15 protein-coding genes and 1 pseudogene are annotated in these 18,009 nt (G+C 73.8%); 6 read left to right on the forward strand and 10 right to left on the reverse strand.

Annotated features, from left to right (window positions below; all coding sequences use genetic code 11):
- Positions 1–178: 178 nt before the first annotated feature.
- The 4 genes from ACFV4G_RS11780 to ACFV4G_RS11795 form a co-directional block, all read right to left on the reverse strand.
- Entirely contained in the window at positions 179–457 is a 279-nt protein-coding gene (locus tag ACFV4G_RS11780; protein ID WP_380439084.1) for a hypothetical protein, read from the reverse strand.
- A gap of 95 nt (positions 458–552) precedes the next feature.
- Positions 553–2,277: a phospho-sugar mutase gene (locus ACFV4G_RS11785; RefSeq protein WP_380439086.1), complete on the reverse strand. Its 1,725-nt coding sequence runs from the start codon at positions 2,275–2,277 to the stop codon at positions 553–555.
- 153 nt (positions 2,278–2,430) lie between these two features.
- Entirely contained in the window at positions 2,431–3,252 is an 822-nt protein-coding gene (locus ACFV4G_RS11790) for a purine-nucleoside phosphorylase (RefSeq protein WP_380439088.1), read from the reverse strand.
- 178 nt (positions 3,253–3,430) lie between these two features.
- Positions 3,431–3,868, reverse strand: coding sequence for a gamma-glutamylcyclotransferase (locus ACFV4G_RS11795; RefSeq protein WP_359972865.1), 438 nt, complete (start codon positions 3,866–3,868; stop codon positions 3,431–3,433).
- Positions 3,869–3,946: 78 nt separating this feature from the next.
- Between ACFV4G_RS11795 and ACFV4G_RS11800 the strand changes: the two genes are divergently transcribed.
- Both ACFV4G_RS11800 and ACFV4G_RS11805 read left to right on the forward strand, forming a co-directional pair.
- Positions 3,947–5,401: an NAD(P)H-quinone dehydrogenase gene (locus ACFV4G_RS11800; RefSeq protein ID WP_380439090.1), complete on the forward strand. Its 1,455-nt coding sequence runs from the start codon at positions 3,947–3,949 to the stop codon at positions 5,399–5,401.
- 236 nt (positions 5,402–5,637) lie between these two features.
- Positions 5,638–6,594: a DeoR/GlpR family DNA-binding transcription regulator gene (locus ACFV4G_RS11805; RefSeq protein ID WP_380439110.1), complete on the forward strand. Its 957-nt coding sequence runs from the start codon at positions 5,638–5,640 to the stop codon at positions 6,592–6,594.
- 70 nt (positions 6,595–6,664) lie between these two features.
- Here the strand turns inward: ACFV4G_RS11805 and ACFV4G_RS11810 are convergent, their stop codons facing one another.
- Together ACFV4G_RS11810 and ACFV4G_RS11815 are read right to left on the reverse strand one after the other, a co-directional pair.
- Entirely contained in the window at positions 6,665–8,440 is a 1,776-nt protein-coding gene (locus ACFV4G_RS11810; protein WP_380439092.1) for an acetyl/propionyl/methylcrotonyl-CoA carboxylase subunit alpha, read from the reverse strand.
- A gap of 220 nt (positions 8,441–8,660) precedes the next feature.
- Positions 8,661–9,410, reverse strand: coding sequence for a hypothetical protein (locus ACFV4G_RS11815; RefSeq protein WP_380439094.1), 750 nt, complete (start codon positions 9,408–9,410; stop codon positions 8,661–8,663).
- Between the two features lie 98 nt (positions 9,411–9,508).
- Between ACFV4G_RS11815 and ACFV4G_RS11820 the strand changes: the two genes are divergently transcribed.
- The gene (locus ACFV4G_RS11820) at positions 9,509–10,267 is read left to right on the forward strand and encodes an alpha/beta hydrolase (protein WP_380439096.1); all 759 of its coding nucleotides are present in this window, start codon (positions 9,509–9,511) and stop codon (positions 10,265–10,267) included.
- A 39-nt stretch (positions 10,268–10,306) separates the two neighbouring features.
- Here ACFV4G_RS11820 and ACFV4G_RS11825 read toward each other — a convergent pair whose 3' ends face one another.
- From ACFV4G_RS11825 to ACFV4G_RS11840, 4 genes are all read right to left on the reverse strand, one after another.
- Entirely contained in the window at positions 10,307–10,906 is a 600-nt protein-coding gene (locus ACFV4G_RS11825) for a nucleoside triphosphate pyrophosphatase (RefSeq protein WP_380439098.1), read from the reverse strand.
- A 174-nt stretch (positions 10,907–11,080) separates the two neighbouring features.
- The gene (gene mmpB / locus ACFV4G_RS11830) at positions 11,081–11,206 is read right to left on the reverse strand and encodes a morphogenic membrane protein MmpB (protein ID WP_359972850.1); all 126 of its coding nucleotides are present in this window, start codon (positions 11,204–11,206) and stop codon (positions 11,081–11,083) included.
- A gap of 366 nt (positions 11,207–11,572) precedes the next feature.
- Positions 11,573–11,794, reverse strand: coding sequence for an acyl-CoA carboxylase epsilon subunit (locus ACFV4G_RS11835; RefSeq protein ID WP_380439100.1), 222 nt, complete (start codon positions 11,792–11,794; stop codon positions 11,573–11,575).
- Positions 11,795–11,835: 41 nt separating this feature from the next.
- Positions 11,836–13,425 (reverse strand): acyl-CoA carboxylase subunit beta, encoded by a 1,590-nt coding sequence (locus ACFV4G_RS11840; RefSeq protein WP_380439102.1) that lies wholly within the window; start codon positions 13,423–13,425, stop codon positions 11,836–11,838.
- 233 nt (positions 13,426–13,658) lie between these two features.
- Here ACFV4G_RS11840 and ACFV4G_RS11845 point away from each other — a divergent pair, with 233 nt between their 5' ends.
- From ACFV4G_RS11845 to ACFV4G_RS11855, 3 genes and pseudogenes are all read left to right on the forward strand, one after another.
- Positions 13,659–14,552 (forward strand): biotin--[acetyl-CoA-carboxylase] ligase, encoded by an 894-nt coding sequence (locus ACFV4G_RS11845; protein ID WP_380439104.1) that lies wholly within the window; start codon positions 13,659–13,661, stop codon positions 14,550–14,552.
- 171 nt (positions 14,553–14,723) lie between these two features.
- A complete protein-coding gene (locus tag ACFV4G_RS11850; protein WP_380439106.1) occupies positions 14,724–15,848 on the forward strand; it encodes an adenylate/guanylate cyclase domain-containing protein in 1,125 nt (374 codons plus the stop codon).
- 366 nt (positions 15,849–16,214) lie between these two features.
- Positions 16,215–17,351 (forward strand): annotated as a pseudogene (locus tag ACFV4G_RS11855) (diguanylate cyclase domain-containing protein); the annotation flags it as partial.
- Positions 17,352–18,009: the final 658 nt, after the last annotated feature.

Below are 18,009 nucleotides of genomic sequence, written 5' to 3' on the forward strand. Positions count from 1 at the left end.
GCGCGCCCCCGCGCCGAGCGCCGGGGCCGGCCTGGCCGCGGTGTGCCCGCGGCCCGGCGCGGGGCGCGGGGCCGCCCGCGGGCCCCCCCGGGGGGGGCCGCTCCGGCACGGGGAAGTCGGCCCGTCCGGCTTCCCGCGAGCGGGTCGGGGGGCCGGAGCGCGACCACGGGTGTGCCGGTCAGCGGCCCAACTGGGCGGCCAGGACGTCGATGGCCTTCTTCGACTCGGCGAGCCCGGCGCCCGTCCGTTCGCGGTAGACCTTGATCGCGTTGATCAGCTTGCCGCGCTGCACGTACGCGACCACCTCCGGCATCGTCCGGGGGTCGCGGGACGCCACGGCCGGGGGCAGGCCCTCCGGGCGGGGGTAGCGGATGCCGAAGTGGCCGATGATGGCGTCGAGTTTGGCCTCGATGGCCGCGAGTCGCTGCTCGGTGCTCACCGCGTCGGATGTGTCCATGCGTGGAGCCTATGGCAGCCGGTCGGCCCCGGCGGAGGCCGGATACCGCACGAGCGCCCCTGACGGGAGGCGCTCGTGCGGTATCCGGGACGGTGTCAGCCGTCGATGCCCGCGGCCACGGCCAGGTCGCGCTTGACGGCATCGAGCAGCTCGGCGGCCCGCACCCGGGCGCCGGCCAGGTCGGCGGCCGAGGCGACCGGGAGGACGACCTCCAGGTAGCACTTCAGCTTGGGCTCGGTGCCGGACGGCCGGACCACGATCCGCGCGGAGCGGACGGCGTCGCCGGCCAGGTAGTAGCGCAGCCCGTCGGTGGGCGGCAGCTCGGCCGAGCCGGCGGTCAGGTCGTCGGCCCGGGCGACGCTCAGGCCGGCCAGGACGGTCGGCGGCTGCTCGCGCAGGCGGGCCATCGCGGCGCCGATCAGCGACAGGTCCTGCACGCGGACGGAGAGCTGGTCGGTGGCGTGCAGGCCGTGCTCCAGCGCCAGGTCGTCCAGCAGGTCGCTCAGGGTGCGGCCGGACTTCTTGAGGGTCGCGGCCAGCTCGGCGACCAGCAGGGCGGCTGTGATGCCGTCCTTGTCGCGGACGCCCTCGGGGTCGACGCAGTAGCCGAGCGCCTCCTCGTAGCCGTAGCGCAGGCCGTCGGCGCGGGCGATCCACTTGAAGCCGGTGAGCGTCTCGGCGTACCCGAGACCGGCCGCCTCGGCGATCCGGCCCAGCAGGGTGGCGGAGACGATCGTGGTGGCGAAGGTGCCTTCGGCCTTCTTGGCGACCAGGGCCGAGCCGAGCAGCGCGCCGACCTCGTCGCCGCGCAGCATGCGCCAGCCGGAGGTGCCGTTGCCGCTGCCGGCCGCGTTGGCGTTGACCGGGACGGCCACCGCGCAGCGGTCGGCGTCCGGGTCGTTGGCGATGACGATGTCCGGGCCGACCTGGGCGGCGGTGCGGAAGGCGAGGTCCATCGCCCCCGGCTCCTCCGGGTTGGGGAACGCCACGGTCGGGAAGTCCGGGTCCGGCTCGGCCTGTTCGGCGACCACGGTGGGCGCGGCGAAGCCGGCCTCGCGGAAGGCGGCGAGCAGGGTGTCGCGGCCGACGCCGTGCATCGGGGTGTAGACGACGTCGAGGTCGCGCGGGCCGTGCTGGTCGACGATCGACGCGGCACGGGCCAGGTACGCCTCGATGACGTCCTCGCCGAGCACCTCCCAGCCGTCCTCCGCGCGCGGGACGTCGTCCAGGGAGCCGATCGCGTCGATCTCGGCGGCGATGCCGGCGTCGGCCGGCGGGACGATCTGCGAGCCGTCGCCCAGGTAGACCTTGTAGCCGTTGTCCTGCGGCGGGTTGTGGCTCGCGGTGACGGTGACGCCGGCGGCGGCGCCCAGGTGGCGGATCGCGAAGGCGAGCACCGGGGTGGGCAGCGGGCGGGGCAGCAGCGCGGCGCGCAGGCCGGCGCCGACCACGACGGCGGCGGTGTCGCGGGCGAAGTCGTACGACTTGTGGCGGGCGTCGTAGCCGATGACGACGAGGTCGCCGAGGCCCTGCGCCTTCACGTACGCGACCAGGCCGGCGGCGGCCCGGATGACGACGGCGCGGTTCATCCGCATCGGGCCGGCGCCGAGTTCGCCGCGCAGGCCGGCGGTGCCGAACTGGAGCCGGTCGGCGAAGCGCTCGGTGAGCTCGGCCCAGGCGAGCTTGCCGTCCTCGTCGGCCGCCGGGTCCTCGGCGCGCGCCAGCAGCGCGGTGAGCTCCTCGCGGGTCTGCGGGTCGGGGTCCTCGGCCAGCCAGGCCCGGGTCCGGGCGATGAGGTCGGGGTTGGGTGCCTGCGTCATGGCGGCTGCTCCATCGGGAAGTACGTCGGTGTGTCGGCCGGAGGGTTCCGCAAAGAAGGTGTGCGCATGCGGACGGGGCCCGCGGGCGGGTGTGATCAGCGGGATCACGGCCGCCCGCGGGCCCCGTCGTTCATGATTGTGCGCCGTGCGGGGTCAGATCCGCTCCAGGACCTTGCTCAGCAGCTCGCCCATGCGCTCGGCCGAGGCCTTGCCGGCCTCCAGGACCTCTTCGTGGTTGAGCGGCTCGCCGGTGATGCCCGCGGCCAGGTTGGTGACCAGCGAGATGCCGAGCACCTCGGCGCCGGCCTCGCGGGCGGCGATGGCCTCCAGGGTGGTGGACATGCCGACCAGCTCGCCGCCGATCACCCGGGCCATGTTGACCTCGGCCGGGGTCTCGTAGTGCGGGCCGCGGAACTGCACGTAGACGGCCTCGTCCAGGGACGGGTCGACCTCGCGGCACAGGGCGCGCAGGCGCTTGGAGTACAGGTCCGTGAGGTCGACGAAGTTGGCGCCGACGATCGGGGAGTCCGCGGTCAGGTTGATGTGGTCGCTGATCAGCACCGGCTGACCGGGGACCCAGCCCTCGCGGAGACCGCCGCAGCCGTTGGTCAGGACGATGGTCCCGCAGCCGGCCGCGGCGGCGGTGCGCACGCCGTGGACCACGGTGGCCACGCCGTGGCCCTCGTAGTAGTGGTTGCGGCCGAGGAAGATCAGGGCGCGCTTGTCGCCGATCTTCACCGAGCGGATCTTGCCGGCGTGGCCGGCGACGGCGGGGGCGGGGAAGCCCGGGAGCTCGGTGACCGGGAACTCGGCCACGGTCTCGCCGAGGGCGTCGGCGGCCGGCACCCAGCCGGAGCCCATCACCAGGGCGACGTCGTGGCGCTCGGCACCGGTCAGCTCGCGCAGGCGCGCGGCGGCGGCCTGGGCGGCGGCGTAGGGGTCGGCGGAGACGACCGACTGAGGAGTAGCGTTCACGGATCCGAGGATAGACGGGAATCGGCTACGCGCGTAGAAAATCCGGCGCGGCTTGCCGGATCGTTACCCGGTTGACCCGAAAGCACAGCTCGGTGCCGCTTTTCGGGTGACCGGCCTCGTCGGTATCGACAGTTCCGCACCGCCCTCCGGTGGTCCCCGGGGTGTCCCGCGCGGCGGGTCAGCAGGGCCGGCGGCGGAGGTCCATCACGTAGTCGTCCGGGGCGCCGGCGCTCTCCGCCGCGTCGGCGATCAGGCCGAGGTAGCGGGCCGCGGGCAGGCCGCCCTCGTAGTCGTTGAGGACGTACGTCCAGACCGGGATGTCGCCGTCCAGGGTGTGCGCGCGCAGCCGGATCTTGCGGTAGATGCCGAGCTGGACGCCCTCCCAGCGGTCCAGGCCCTCCTCGTCCATCGGCGCGATCTCGTAGAGGGAGACGAAGACCTGGTCCTTCTCGTCCTCGACGACGGTGGCCAGCGAGCCCTCCCAGCCGAGCTGTTCGCCGCCGAAGGTGAGCCGCCAGCCGTCCAGCCAGCCGGTTCCGCGCAGTGGGGAGTGCGGGGCGCGGCGGGTCATCTGCCGGGCATCGAGGTTCGTGGCATACGCGGCGTAAAGGGGCATGCGGGCCAGACTACGGCGACTGGGGGATCGCACAGAAGCCCGTACCCCGGCGTGGCAGTGCTCTGGGCGTGCGGGACAATGGTGAGCGTGACTCGGATCGTGATCATCGGTGGCGGACCCGGCGGCTATGAGGCGGCTCTCGTCGCCGCTCAGCTCGGCGCGGAGGTGACCGTCGTCGACCGCGACGGTCTGGGCGGATCGGCGGTGCTCACGGACTGCGTTCCGTCGAAGACGCTGATCGCGACCGCGGAGGTGATGACCACCTTCGACAGCTCCTACGACGAGCTCGGGATCACCGTCGCCCGGGACGGGGCCGCGCGCGAGCACGGCGACAAGGTCGTCGGCGTGGACCTGGGCAAGGTCAACCGCCGTGTGAAGCGACTGGCGATCGCCCAGTCCCACGACATCACCCAGTCGGTCACCCGTGCCGGTGTCACCGTGCTGCGCGGCCGGGGCCGGCTCGGCGCCGGCGGGCAGGCCGTGGACGGCTCCCGCGAGGTGCTCGTGGACGCCCCCGACGGCACCGTGCACTCGCTGCGCGCCGACGCGGTGCTGATCGCGACCGGCGCCCACCCGCGCGAGCTGCCGGACGCGCAGCCGGACGGTGAGCGGATCCTGACCTGGACCCAGGTGTACGACCTGGAGGAGCTGCCGCGCGAGCTGATCGTGGTCGGCTCCGGTGTCACCGGCGCCGAGTTCGCCGGTGCCTACCAGGCGCTGGGCTCCAAGGTGACCCTCGTGTCCAGCCGCGACCGGGTGCTGCCGGGCGAGGACCCGGACGCCGCCGAGGTGCTGGAGGACGTCTTCCGCCGCCGCGGCATGAACGTCATGGGCCGCTCGCGGGCCGAGAGCGCCAAGAGGATCGGCGACCGGGTCGAGGTCACCCTCGCCGACGGCAAGGTGATCGAGGGCACGCACTGCCTGATGGCGGTCGGCTCGATCCCCAACACGGCCGAGATGGGCCTGGAGGAGGCCGGGGTCAAGCTCAACGACTGGGGCCAGATCCAGGTCGACCGGGTCTCGCGCACCAGCGCCCCGGGCGTCTACGCGGCCGGCGACTGCACCGGCGTCTTCATGCTCGCCTCGGTGGCGGCCATGCAGGGCCGGATCGCGATGTACCACGCGCTCGGCGACGCGGTGCAGCCGCTCAACCTGAAGACCGTCGCCTCCAACGTCTTCACCGACCCGGAGATCGCCACCGTCGGCTACACCGCCGCCGACGTGCAGTGCGGCAAGATGGACGCGGTCGAGGTCAAGCTGCCGCTGCGCGGCAACCCGCGGGCGAAGATGCAGGGCATCCGGGACGGCTTCGTGAAGCTGTTCTGCCGTCCGGGCACCGGCATCGTGGTCGGCGGCGTCGTGGTCGCCCCGCGCGCGAGCGAGCTGATTCACTCGATCTCCCTCGCGGTGGACGCCAATCTGACCGTCGAACAGGTGGCCAGCGCCTTCACCGTCTACCCGTCGGTGTCCGGCTCGACCGCCGAGGCCGCCCGGCAGCTGCACATCCGCAAGCGGGCCGAGGGCGAATCCTGAGCATCCGGCGCACAGTTGGGGGCGGTCACCGATCGGTGGCCGCCCTTTTCGCGCGCGCGGCCCTCACCCGGACGGCGGGCGCAGTCCCGGGTCATTGACGGCGCGTATTGTACGGTCACGCGCCGCTCGTGCGTGAGCATTTCCCGCTACTAGCTGCAAACGCCTGAAAGCAGACGGTCACGCAGGTTACCGTCGGTTCTGTGTTTGCAGCAGAACGTCGCCAGTTGATCCTCGAAATGGTGCGCGCCAACGGAGCGGTCTCGCTCCGGGAGTTGGCCCGCGTCGTCCAGACCTCCGAAGTGACCGTGCGCCGGGACGTACGGGCGCTGGAGGCAGAAGGGCTCCTCGACCGCCGGCACGGCGGCGCGGTGCTCCCCGGCGGCTTCAGCCGCGAACCCGGTTACCCGCAGAAGACCCACCTCTCCGCGGCCGAGAAGAGCGCCATCGCGGACCTCGCCGCCGGGCTGGTGGAGGAGGGCGACGCGGTCGTCGTCGGCGCCGGCACCACCACCCAGGAGCTGGCCCGCCGGCTCGCCCGGGTGCCCGGCCTGACCGTGGTCACCAACTCGCTGCTCGTCGCCCAGGCGCTGGCGCACGCCAACCGGGTGGAGGTGGTGATGACCGGCGGCACCCTGCGGGGCTCCAACTACGCGCTGGTCGGCAGCGGTGCCGAGCAGTCGTTGCACGGGCTGCGGGTGTCCAAGGCCTTCATCTCCGGTAGCGGGCTCACCGCCGACCGCGGGCTGTCCACCACCAACATGCTGTCCGCGAGCGTGGACCGGGCGCTGGTGCAGTCGGCCGCCGAGGTCATCGTCCTCGCCGACCACACCAAGCTCGGCGCGGACACCATGTTCCAGACCGTGCCCACCGAGACCATCACCCGGCTGGTCACCGACGAGCACGCGACCTCGGACGACGCCTCGGCGCGCGAGCTGGACGCCCTCGCCGACTGCGGGGTGCAGATCGACCTGGCGCCGCTCGGCGCCGCCCCCAGCGGGGACGCCCCGGTGCACGGCACCGGCAGCGGGCCCGTCCACCAGACCCAGCCCGGCCCGCTGCCGCGCCGGGCCGCCCCGCCGCCCGGTGGCGCCCCGCTGCCCGGCCAGCGCCGGCCCGGGGCGCACGGCGGCCCGGCCGGGCCGGGCGGGATGCAGGTCCGGCTGGCCGAACTGGGCGTCCCGCGCGGGCGGTGACACCTGCGGGTGAAACGCGACCGGTCCGCACACCCGCGGGGGGCGTACGGACCGGTCGGTTGACGGAGTGTCAGTCCTTGATCTCGCAGAGCGCGGCGCCGCTGCTGACGCTCGCGCCGACCTCGGCCTTGAGGCCGACGACGGTGCCGGCCTTGTGGGCGTTGAGGGGCTGCTCCATCTTCATCGCCTCCAGGACGACGATGAGTTCGCCCTCGGCGACGACCTGGCCCTCCTCGACGGCGACCTTGACGATCGTGCCCTGCATCGGCGAGGCCAGCGTGTCACCGCTGACGGCCGAGCCGGCCTTCTTCGCGCCCACCCGGCGCTTGGCCTTGGCCGCACCCGTCGCGCCCGCGGCGGGGGCCGCCGAGACGCCGAGGGAGGACGGCAGGGAGACCTCGATCCGCTTGCCGCCGACCTCGACGACGACGGTCTCGCGGCCCTCGGCCTCCTCGCCCTCGCCGGGCGCGCCGGCGAACGGGGGGATGGTGTTGTCGAACTCGGTCTCGATCCAGCGGGTGTAGATCGTGAACGGGCCCTCGCTGCCGTGCACCTCGGGCGCGAACGCCGGGTCGGTGACGACGGCCTGGTGGAACGGGATGGCGGTGGCCATGCCCTCCACCTTGAACTCGTTCAGCGCGCGCCGGGCGCGCTCCAGGGCCTGCTTGCGGTCGCGGCCGGAGACGATCAGCTTGGCCAGCAGCGAGTCCCAGGCGGGGCCGATGACCGAGCCGGTCTCGACGCCCGAGTCCAGGCGCACGCCCGGGCCGGACGGCGGGGCGAACAGCGTCACCGTGCCGGGGGCGGGCAGGAAGCCGCGGCCCGGGTCCTCGCCGTTGATGCGGAACTCGAAGGAGTGGCCGCGCACCTCGGGGTCGCCGTAGCCGAGCTCCTCGCCGTCGGCGATGCGGAACATCTCGCGGACCAGGTCGATGCCGGTGACCTCCTCGGTCACCGGGTGCTCGACCTGCAGACGGGTGTTGACCTCCAGGAAGGAGATCGTGCCGTCCAGCGCGACGAGGAACTCGCAGGTGCCGGCGCCGACGTAGCCGGCCTCCTTGAGGATGGCCTTGGACGCGCGGTACAGCTCGGCGTTCTGCTCGGGGGTGAGGAACGGCGCGGGGGCCTCCTCGACGAGCTTCTGGTGGCGGCGCTGCAGCGAGCAGTCGCGGGTGGAGACCACCACGACGTTGCCGTGCTTGTCCGCCAGGCACTGGGTCTCGACGTGACGCGGGTTGTCGAGGTAGCGCTCGACGAAGCACTCGCCGCGGCCGAACGCCGCGACGGCCTCGCGCACGGCCGACTCGTACAGCTCGGGGATCTCCTCCAGCGTACGGGCGACCTTGAGGCCGCGGCCGCCGCCGCCGAAGGCCGCCTTGATCGCGACCGGGAGACCGTGCTCCCGGGCGAACGTGACGACCTCGTCCGCCCCGGAGACCGGGTCGGGGGTGCCGGCGACCAGCGGGGCACCGGCGCGCTGCGCGACGTGACGGGCGGTGACCTTGTCACCGAGGTCGCGGATGGCCTGCGGGGGCGGGCCGATCCAGGTCAGACCCGCGTCGAGGACGGCCTGGGCGAACTCCGCGTTCTCCGACAGGAAGCCGTAACCGGGGTGGACCGCGTCCGCGCCCGAGTCCTCGGCGGCCTTCAGGACCTTCGCGATGTCCAGGTAGCTGGTGGCCGGGGTGTCACCGCCCAGCGCGTAAGCCTCGTCGGCCGCGCGCACGTGCAGCGCATCCCGGTCCGGCTCGGCGTAGACGGCGACGCTGGCGATACCGGCGTCCGAGCAGGCCCGGGCGACGCGGACGGCGATTTCCCCGCGGTTGGCGATGAGCACCTTGCGCACTGTGGCTCCCTTCTTGAACCTCGTTGAGTTTATGGATTCCTGGGCAGTACCGGCGAGTAGCCCCAGGTTGTGAACTATCCCACACGGACGGTGATCTGTTTCGCGGGCCGGTGGACGGCCTCCCGGACGTCCGCGCAGGTGGGGCGGCCGGGGCGGGCGCGGCCCGGTGACGGCGCGGTCGTGGCGCGGCGGCGTGGCGGGCCGGTGGGCTTGGCCACACTCACGCGGTGGCCGGGGTCCGGGCGCTCCGGCGCAGGGCGTCGGCGGTGACGTCGGCGGCGACTTCGACGACATCGGGGCCGTAGGCCTTGGGGTTGACGACCTTGAGGACCAGCACGAAGGAGCCGTCCTCGGTGTGCCGCCGGGCGAGCTTGCGGTGGTTGGCGACCAGGTGGCGGACGGCGGCGTGGTTGGAGACGGCGGTCTGGCCCGCGACCAGGAAGGTCGGCCGGTCGCCGGCCGTCGGGTGCAGCCGGGCGAGCAGGGCGAAGGAATGGCCGCCGCCGGGCTCGGTCTCGTCCTCGTGCCGGAACTCCGTGCTGCCCACGGTCAGCACCGGCACGTGGCCGCCCGGGGCCGGGACGTACTCGACCCCCGGCAGCCAGGACGCCAGGTGGGCCGCCGTCCGTTCGTTGCTGCTCGGGCCGCCGATGCAGAACTCGCCCTTGTCCCCGAGGCCCTGGCGGACCTCGTCGTGCGCCACCAGCTCGGCCCGTGCGCCGCACTCCTTGACCAGCGCGGCCAGCTCCATCAGGGCGTACACGTCGTTGCGCGCGACGCTCCTCGAACTGGGCGCGGAGGCGTGCCGGTTCACCACGATCAGGCACTCGCCGCCGGCGGGAAGGCCGAAGAAGGCCCGCACCCGCTCCACCCTGCGGCGTCGCCGCAGGGCCTGGGCGAGCCAGCCGAGCCCGGCGCTGATGGCGCTCGCCACCAGGCCCAGTACGACGTTGAGCACGTTGTCGGTCATCGGCGCCGTCCCTCCCCGTTCGAAACGGCGGACAGCCTAGCCGGGGGCGCCCGTCCGGACCATTGACGGTGCAGCGGGAGGTCCCTAGCGTTCGCCAAATGACGGTAAAGACGGGGAAGTTGGGTGTCGCGGCGGCCGTACTGGCGGTGCTCGTGGCGGCGGGGTGCCAGAGCGTGGGATCGAGGGTGTCGCCCAGTGCGCCGACCTCGACGGCGGATCCGGCGCGAAGATTCGGGTGCCTCACCGAGGAACAGAACCGGACGGGCAGCATCAACGTGCCGGCCGTGTCCGGGGTGCGGCCCGGGTACTTCCAGCAGTCGGACGCCGGAACGGCCAAGGTCGCGCTGTTCTTCTCGCACCAGCTCGGCGGTTCGATCTGCGACTGGGTGCCCTACCTGAAGGCCTTCACCGCGGCCGGGTACGCCGTGCTCGCCACCGAGGAGCCGGGCAGCCCGGCGCGGGACGTCCCGGCGGCGCTGACCTGGCTGGGCGGGAAGGGCATCACCAAGGCGGTCCTGATCGGCGCCTCCAAGGGCGGCACCGGCTCGCTGGAGGCCGCGGCCGAGCGGTCGACCCCGCTGCCGGTGGCGGCGGTGGTCTCACTGAGCGGCCCGGCCAACTACGAGGGGGACCGCGCGCTCGTCGCGGTGGCGAAGATCAAGGCCCCGGTGTTCTTCGCGGCGGAGCAGGACGACTCGCCGTTCGCGGGCGACGCCAAGGACCTGTACGCGACCTCGGTGTCGCCCGCGAAGACCCTCAAGATCTACCCGGGCTCCCGGCACGGCGCCGACCTGCTCGCCGACGGCGCCCTGAACGACGTCCTGGCCTTCCTGGCGCAGAACGTCCCGGCGCAGTGAGTGCGGACCGGCCGGTGGCCCGGAGGTCCGCCCGGGCCGTCAGACCCAGAGGTCGACCAGCCGGACGCCGAGGTCGGCCAGCAGGGTGCGCAGCAGCGGCAGCGAGAGGCCGATGACGTTGCCCGGGTCGCCGTCGATGCCCTCGATGAACGGTGCGGAGCGGCCGTCCAGGGTGAACGCCCCGGCCACGTGCAGCGGTTCGCCGGAGGCGACGTAGGCGGCGACCTCGGCGTCGTCCGGGGTGCCGAAGCGGACGGTGGTGGAGGCGGTGGCCGAGGCCTGTTCGCCGGTCACGGTGTCGATGACGCAGTGGCCGGTGCGCAGCACGCCGGAGCGGCCGCGCATCGACTGCCAGCGGGCGAGCGCGTCGGCGGCGTCGGTGGGCTTGCCGAGGGCCCGTCCGTCGAGCTCCAGGACGGAGTCGCAGCCGATCACGAGCTCGCCGCCGGTGAGTTCGGCGGCGACCGCCTTGGCCTTGGCCTCGGCGAGGACGAGGGCGAGTTCGGCCGGGGTGGCGGCGGTGATGGCGTCCTCGTCGACGCCGCTGACCACCACGCGCGGGTCGAGGCCCGCCTGGCGCAGCAGCCCGAGGCGGGCGGGGGAGGCGGAGGCGAGGACGAGGGCGCGCTGGTCGGTCATGCCCACCAGGGTAGGGGGTCGTGGTGTCGGCCGTTCGGGTGAACGGTGGTCTTCGCAGGGTCTCCGGGGGCTGTCCGCGGGCTCTCCGTGAGGGTCGTCGCGAGGCTTTCCGCGAGGCTTTCCGCGAGGGTTCGCGGGAGGTCCTCGCGGGATCTTCGCGGGGCGCCGCGGTGGTCACAGCAGGAGCAGCACGGCGATCACGAGGAGGTAGGCGGCGAGCACACGGCCGGCGCGGTGCAGTTTCTCCTGCACCCGGCGGGCCTCGGGGGAGGGCTCGTCGCGGGGGTCTGACCAGAGCACCCTTCCAGGGTGCGCCGCGGGCCGGGCGGGGCGCCTGAGTATCCGTACTCAGGTTCCGGGCGATTCGGGCCGGAACTCCGGGCCGGTCCTTCGGGCCGGTCCTTCGGGCCGGAACGGAGCGCCTGTGGCAAGGGGCGGAGCGCCCACGACAAGGAAAGGAGTGGGGAGTCGGGCCGGCCGCCCTCCCACTACACGGGGTGTGGGGCGCGGGCGCATCCCCCCCACCCGGCGGGCCGCCCCGCCGTGAAGCGCGCCGGCGGCGCCGCCCGCGCGCCGGGGGGCCCCGCGCCCCCCCCCCCCCCACCCCCGCGGGGGGGGGGGGCGCCCCCCCCCCCCCCCCCACTCCTCAGGGTGTGCTGCGCGTGCTCAGCCCGCCCAGCCGGAGGTCCGCCAGGCGTTGACGCCGGGACGGACCGCGGGGCGGTGCAGACGGGCGCGGTCGTTCCACGGGGAGGCCGGGCCGACGCCCGCCCGGCGCGCCGCCTCGGCGGCGGCCTGCGCGGCGGCGGCCCGGGCCTGGACCACCGCCAGGACGGCGGCTAGCTCCTCGGGGGTCGGCTGCCCGTGCAGCACGTGGATCGGGGCCATGGCTCAATCCTCTCGCTACGGCCTTGTTCTGGGCAGTGGACCTACAGGGGGATGTTGCCGTGCTTCTTCGGCGGGAGCACCTCGCGCTTGCCGCGCAGCGCCCGCAGGCCGCGGACGATGTGGCGGCGGGTCTCGCTCGGCGCGATCACCGCGTCCACGTAGCCGCGTTCGGCCGCGAGGTACGGGTTGAGCAGGGTGTCCTCGTACGAGGCGATGAGCTCGGCCCGCTTCTCCTCGGCGGTGCCGGCGGCCTCGGCCTCGGCGATCTCGCGGCGGTGCAGGATGTTGACCGCGCCCTGCGCGCCCATGACCGCGATCTGGGCGGTCGGCCAGGCCAGGTTGAGGTCGGCGCCGAGGTGCTTGGAGCCCATGACGTCGTAGGCGCCGCCGAAGGCCTTGCGGGTGATCACGGTGATCAGCGGCACGGTGGCCTCGGCGTAGGCGTAGATCAGCTTGGCGCCGCGGCGGATGATGCCGTCCCACTCCTGCTCGGTGCCGGGCAGGAAGCCGGGCACGTCGACGAAGGTCAGCACCGGGACGTTGAAGCTGTCGCAGGTGCGGATGAAGCGGGCGGCCTTCTCGCTGGCGTTGATGTCCAGGCAGCCGGCCAGGTCCATCGGCTGGCTGCCGACGATGCCCACCGACTGGCCCTCGACCCGGGCGAAGCCGGTGATGATGTTGCCGGCGAACAGCGGCTGGGTCTCCAGGAACTCGCCGTCGTCGACGATGTGCTCGATCACCTTGCGCATGTCGTACGGCTGGTTCGCCGAGTCCGGCACGATCGTGTCGAGTTCGAGGTCCTCGTCGGTGATGTCGAGGTCCGCCTGCTCGGGGTAGGACGGCGGGTCCGAGAGGTTGTTGGAGGGCAGGTACGAGAGCAGGCTCTTGACGTACTCGATCGCCTCCTTCTCGTCCGTGGCCAGGTAGTGCGCGTTGCCCGACTTGGTGTTGTGGGTGCGCGCGCCGCCCAGCTCCTCCATGCCGACGTCCTCGCCGGTGACGGTCTTGATGACGTCCGGGCCGGTGATGAACATGTGCGAGGTCCGGTCGGCCATCACGACGAAGTCGGTGATCGCGGGGGAGTACACCGCGCCGCCGGCGCAGGGGCCCATGATCAGCGAGATCTGCGGGATCACGCCGGAGGCGTGCACGTTGCGGCGGAAGATCTCGCCGTACAGGCCGAGCGAGACCACGCCCTCCTGGATCCGGGCGCCGCCGGAGTCGTTGATGCCGATGACCGGGCAGCCGGTCTTCAGCGCGAAGTCCATGACCTTGACGATCTTCTCGCCGAAGACCTCGCCGAGGGAGCCGCCGAAGACGGTGAAGTCCTGGGCGAACACGGCGACCTGGCGGCCGTCGACGGTGCCGTAGCCGGTGACCACGCCGTCGCCGTACGGGCGGTTCTTCTCCTGCCCGAAGTTGGTCGAGCGGTGCCGGGCGAACTCGTCGAACTCGACGAAGGAGTCCTCGTCCAGCAGCTCCGCGACCCGCTCCCGGGCCGTCAGCTTGCCCTTGGCGTGCTGCTTCTCCACCGCCTTGGCGGAGCCGGAGTGCACCGCCTCGTCGATCCTGCGCCGCAGGTCGGCGAGCTTGCCCGCGGTGGTGTGGGGGTCGTACGGGGCCTCGGTCATTCCGGTGGCTCTCCCTGATCCTGGGCCGCGACCTGTTCGAGTGCGCGCGGACCGGAACGGGGGCCCGCACAGGAGGGCAGGGCGGCGCTGCGAACTACCGTTGGGTAGCGTAGCCAGCACGGAGGGCCAGACGTAACGCCCGGCCGTTATGGTCAGCGACACAGTTTTGTTGACGGCCGTTCTGCGGCACGATGGGACGGCGTGGGCCGTCGGGCCCGTCTAGGGTCGTTCCCATGAGCGCACCCGAGACCCCCCGCCGCAGTGGACTCCGCGGCTTCGGCCACGCCGGGCCGTCACCGTGGACCGACCTGGACCGCCCGCCGCTGGACGAGGACGCGCTGCGCCGGGACCTGGTGCTCCCGGGAGGGCTGTGGACCTCGCTCGACGTCGTCACCGAGACCGGCTCCACCAACACCGACCTCGCCGCCCGCGCCCTGGCCGGTGCGCCGCAGGGCGCCGTCCTGGTCGCCGAGGCGCAGAGCGCCGCGCGCGGGCGGCTGGACCGGCAGTGGACGGCGCCGCCGCGCTCGGGGCTGTTCCTCTCCGTCCTGCTGCGCCCCGAGGAGGTGCCGGTCGAGCGGTACGGCTGGCTGCCGATCCTGGTCGGCGTCGCCGTGGCCAGCACCCTGGACCGGGTCGCCGGCGTCGAGGTCGGGCTGAAGTGGCCCAACGACCTCCAGGTCGAGGTCGACGGCGCCGAGCGCAAGCTCGGCGGCATCCTGACCGAACTGAGCGGCGGCGCCGTCGTCGCCGGGGTCGGCCTCAACGTCACGCTGCGCGAGGAGGAGCTGCCCGTCCCCACCGCCGCCTCGCTCGCCCTGGCCGGCGCCGCCGTCACCGACCGCTCCACCCTGCTGCGCGCCCTGCTGCGCGAGTTCGCCGAGCTCTACGGCGACTGGACGGCCGCCGCCGGCGACCCGCACGCGAGCGACCTGCTCCGCGCCTACGTCGACCGCTGCACCACGCTCGGCCGCCAGGTCAAGGTGCACCTGCCGGGCGACACCGAGCTCACCGGGGAGGCCGTGGCGATCGACGGCGACGGGCGGCTGGTGGTTCGTACGCCGGAGGGCGCGCGCCGTGCGGTGGGCGCGGGGGACGTCGTCCACGTGCGCCCCGAACCCCGCTGAACGGCATCTTCACCTCTCCTTGACCCGGGCGGATGCCCCGGATCACGCGATTCCGTGCGAACATTCCACCTGGCAGCGGTGTGAGGCGCGCCACTGTCCGCCCGGGTGGCGGGCGGGCGCCCGGACAGGTAGGACACGAGGCAAGTGCGGCGACCGCACGGGGACGGACCGGTGGCAGAGGACGGCAGCAACGGCGGGACGGCGGACAGCCACGACCAGACGGTCGCGCTCGAACTCGAACGCCTGATCCTGGACGCACCGCGCCGCTACACCCCCTACCAGGCCGCGAGGGCCGCCGACGTCCCGATGGAGCTGGCCACCCGCTTCTGGCGGGCGATGGGCTTCCCCGACATCGGACAGTCCCGGGCCCTCACCGACGGTGACGTGATCGCGCTGCGCCGGCTGGCCGGACTGGTCGAGTCCGGCCTGCTCAGCGAGTCGATGGCGATCCAGGTGGCCCGCTCCACCGGGCAGACCACGGCGCGGCTGGCCGGCTGGCAGATGGACACCTTCCTGGAGAACCTCACCCAGTCCGTCGAGCCGGGCCTCACCCGCGCCGAGGTCGCCTACCCACTGGTCGAGCTGCTGCTGCCCGAGCTGGAGCAGTTCCTCGTCTACGTCTGGCGGCGCCAGCTGGCCGCCGTCACCGGGCGGGTCGTGCAGGCCGCCGAGGACCACGAGATCACCAGCGGCCGGCTCGCCGTCGGCTTCGCCGACCTGGTCGGCTTCACCCGCCTCTCCCGGCGGCTGGAGGAGGAGGAACTCGGCGAGCTCGTCGAGACCTTCGAGAACACCTGCTCCGACCTGATCGCCGGGCAGGGCGGCCGGGTCATCAAGACCCTCGGCGACGAGATCCTCTACGTCTCCGAGGACCCGGTGACCGCCGCCGAGATCGCGCTCGGCCTGATCGACGCGCTCGCCGAGGACGAGACCATCCCCGCGCTGCGGGTCGGCATGGCCTTCGGCACCGTGACCTCCCGGATGGGCGACGTCTTCGGCACCACCGTCAACCTGGCCAGCCGGCTCACCTCCATCGCGCCCAAGGACGCCGTGCTGATCGACGGCGAGTTCGCCGCCGCGCTGGAGCAGAACGGCAGTGTCGCCCCGCCCGACGCGGACGGGCCCGGCCTCGCCGAGGCGCTCTCGGCCGCCGCCGGGATGCCCGCCTCCGGGCTTCCGCTGCCCTCGCCGGACTCCGGGCACCGCTTCCACCTGCAGCCGATGTGGCGGCGGCCGGTCCGGGGGCTCGGGCTGGTCGAGCCGTGGCTGCTGTCGCGGCGGCTCAAGCCGGAGTAGCCGACGGGAGTCGGGGCGTCCGGCCGGGGTGGCCGGGGGCCGGGCTGGGGTTTCGGGCTTGGGGCCGGGCTGGGGTCTGGGGCTGGGGCCGGGCTGGGGTCTGGGGCTGGGGCCGGGGGCTTGCCGTCGAACGGGCGACCGGTGTGTGGGTCGAAACGGGGCATAACCGGGTGAAGTCGCCATAGTCTTGGTGCAGCGGCCGGTACGCGTGCGGCTGCCCTCGGTAGGACCGGGCACAGGGAGCGGGGCGAGCCGGTGAGCAGTGAGGCGACCATGACGGACCGCGGCTGCGACTGCGACGCCTCCGGGCGGCCCGCCGCCCTGCCCGACCTGCGACTGCAGTCCGTGGTCGAGCTCGCCCAGGACATGGCCGGGGCGCTCACCCCCCTGGAGGCCGTCCGCGCCGCCGCCGCCCGCGCCACCGAGGCGCTCGGCGCCACCATGGCCGCCGTCTCCGTCTGGGACCGCGAGTCCGGGCGGCTGCGGGTCCTCGTCAACCACGGCGACCTCGCCCCCGGCGAGGAGGAACAGCCCGAGGACGAGTCCTACCCCGTCGCCGACTTCCCGGAGATCGTCACCTATCTGGAGGAACGCTGGACCACCGGACGGCTGCCGCGCGCCTGGCTGCAGACCGCCGAGAACAGCGAACCCCACGCCGGTCACGTGCATCCCACCGCCGGCGCGTACTGCCAGGAACGCGCCGCGGCGCTGCGCCGGCGCGGGCGGGGCTGCTGCGTCGTCGCGCCGATCGTCCTGCACGGGCAGGCCTGGGGCGAGCTCTACCTGGCCCGGGCCACCGGGATGCCCGAGTTCACCGAGGCCGACGCCGACTACGCCACCCTGCTGGCCGCCCAGGTCTCGGCCGGGCTCGCCCAGACCGAGCGCCTCGCCGACCTGCGCAAACTCGCCTTCTCCGACCCGCTCACCGGTCTCGCCAACCGGCGCGCGGTGGACGCCCGGCTGGAGAGCGCCCTGGAGGCGCACAACCGGGACAACACCGTCGTGTCGCTGGTCGTGTGCGACGTCAACGGCCTCAAGCGGGTCAACGACCAGCTCGGCCACGAAATGGGCGACCGCCTGCTGGAACGATTCGCCCACCAGCTGTCGCTCGCCGCCGCCAAACTGCCCGGCAGCCTCGCGGCCCGGCTCGGCGGCGACGAGTTCTGCCTGCTCGCGGAGGGCCAGAAGGCCGACGAGGTCGTGGCCGTCGCCGAGGAGCTGTGCGCGCGGGCGCTGGCGCTGTCCGAGGGCGAGGGGGTGGCGTGCGGGGTCGCCTCGACGGGGGATTCCATCGGGCCCGTCACCACCCCCGACCGACTCTTCCGGCTCGCCGACGCCGCCCAGTACCGGGCCAAGGCCGCCCGCGCCGCCCACCCCGTCGTCGCCGGGCGCAGCCACGGGCCCGGCTTCTCGCCCGACCCCACGGTGCTGCTGGCCGACGCCGCCGACCCCCACCACCGGGCGGACGGGCGCGGGCGGCCCGGCGGGCGGATCGGCAACGGCGACCGGCGGCGGTTCCGGGGTGCCGCGCACAGCGCCGACCCCGGGCAACTGCTCACCGCCGTCCTGTCCGCCCTCGACCAGCACGGCGCCGCCCGCGCCGTCCACAGCGCCGACACCCTCGGCAAACTCGCGGTCGTCGCCGAGGCCGCCGCCCGGCTGCTGGACGCGGTGGGGTGGTGGGTGTCGTACGTGCCGCCGGGGTCCCAGCTGATGCGGACCGCCCAGCACGCCGTCTACCGGATGACCAGCGGGCCCAGCAGCACCCGTGCCGAGACCCAGCGCGCCCAGATCGAGGCCCCGGACGCGGTCTTCGATCTCCGGCACTACCCGATGACTCGACGGGCCGTCCGGGGCGGTGCGTTTGCCCTCCGGGCAGGGGCGGCCGGCAACGACCCGGCGGAGGAGGCGATGCTCGTCGTCTCCGGCTACCGGGGGATGGTCGCGGCGGGTGGGCAGAATCCGGCGGGTGGCTGGCTCGTGGAGCTGTTCGCGGATGATGCGACGCTTCCTCTGGGGCAGGCGGCTTGTGTGATGCGGGCGTTGGTGGCGGTGGCGCTTTCGGGGCCGGCTTCGCCGCCGGGGGTTTGAGGGTTCCGCTGCGCGGGGCTTGGGGCGGGGTCGTGGGGGTTAGCGGTGGCGGGGGGGGGGCGGGGGGAGG

Source organism: Kitasatospora sp. NPDC059747, from assembly GCF_042732955.1.
In the GTDB taxonomy this organism is placed as follows: Bacteria; Actinomycetota; Actinomycetes; order Streptomycetales; family Streptomycetaceae; genus Kitasatospora.

Coding starts and splice junctions, on each gene's coding strand:
- ACFV4G_RS11840 (WP_380439102.1), bottom strand. CDS start 13,425: ATGACCGAGGCCCCGTACGACCCCCACACCACCGCGGGCAAGCTCGCC.
- ACFV4G_RS11820 (WP_380439096.1), top strand. CDS start 9,509: ATGACGGTAAAGACGGGGAAGTTGGGTGTCGCGGCGGCCGTACTGGCG.
- ACFV4G_RS11845 (WP_380439104.1), top strand. CDS start 13,659: ATGAGCGCACCCGAGACCCCCCGCCGCAGTGGACTCCGCGGCTTCGGC.
- ACFV4G_RS11825 (WP_380439098.1), bottom strand. CDS start 10,906: ATGACCGACCAGCGCGCCCTCGTCCTCGCCTCCGCCTCCCCCGCCCGC.
- ACFV4G_RS11800 (WP_380439090.1), top strand. CDS start 3,947: ATGGTGAGCGTGACTCGGATCGTGATCATCGGTGGCGGACCCGGCGGC.
- ACFV4G_RS11805 (WP_380439110.1), top strand. CDS start 5,638: ATGGTGCGCGCCAACGGAGCGGTCTCGCTCCGGGAGTTGGCCCGCGTC.
- ACFV4G_RS11780 (WP_380439084.1), bottom strand. CDS start 457: ATGGACACATCCGACGCGGTGAGCACCGAGCAGCGACTCGCGGCCATC.
- ACFV4G_RS11785 (WP_380439086.1), bottom strand. CDS start 2,277: ATGACGCAGGCACCCAACCCCGACCTCATCGCCCGGACCCGGGCCTGG.
- ACFV4G_RS11815 (WP_380439094.1), bottom strand. CDS start 9,410: ATGACCGACAACGTGCTCAACGTCGTACTGGGCCTGGTGGCGAGCGCC.
- ACFV4G_RS11835 (WP_380439100.1), bottom strand. CDS start 11,794: ATGGCCCCGATCCACGTGCTGCACGGGCAGCCGACCCCCGAGGAGCTA.
- ACFV4G_RS11795 (WP_359972865.1), bottom strand. CDS start 3,868: ATGCCCCTTTACGCCGCGTATGCCACGAACCTCGATGCCCGGCAGATG.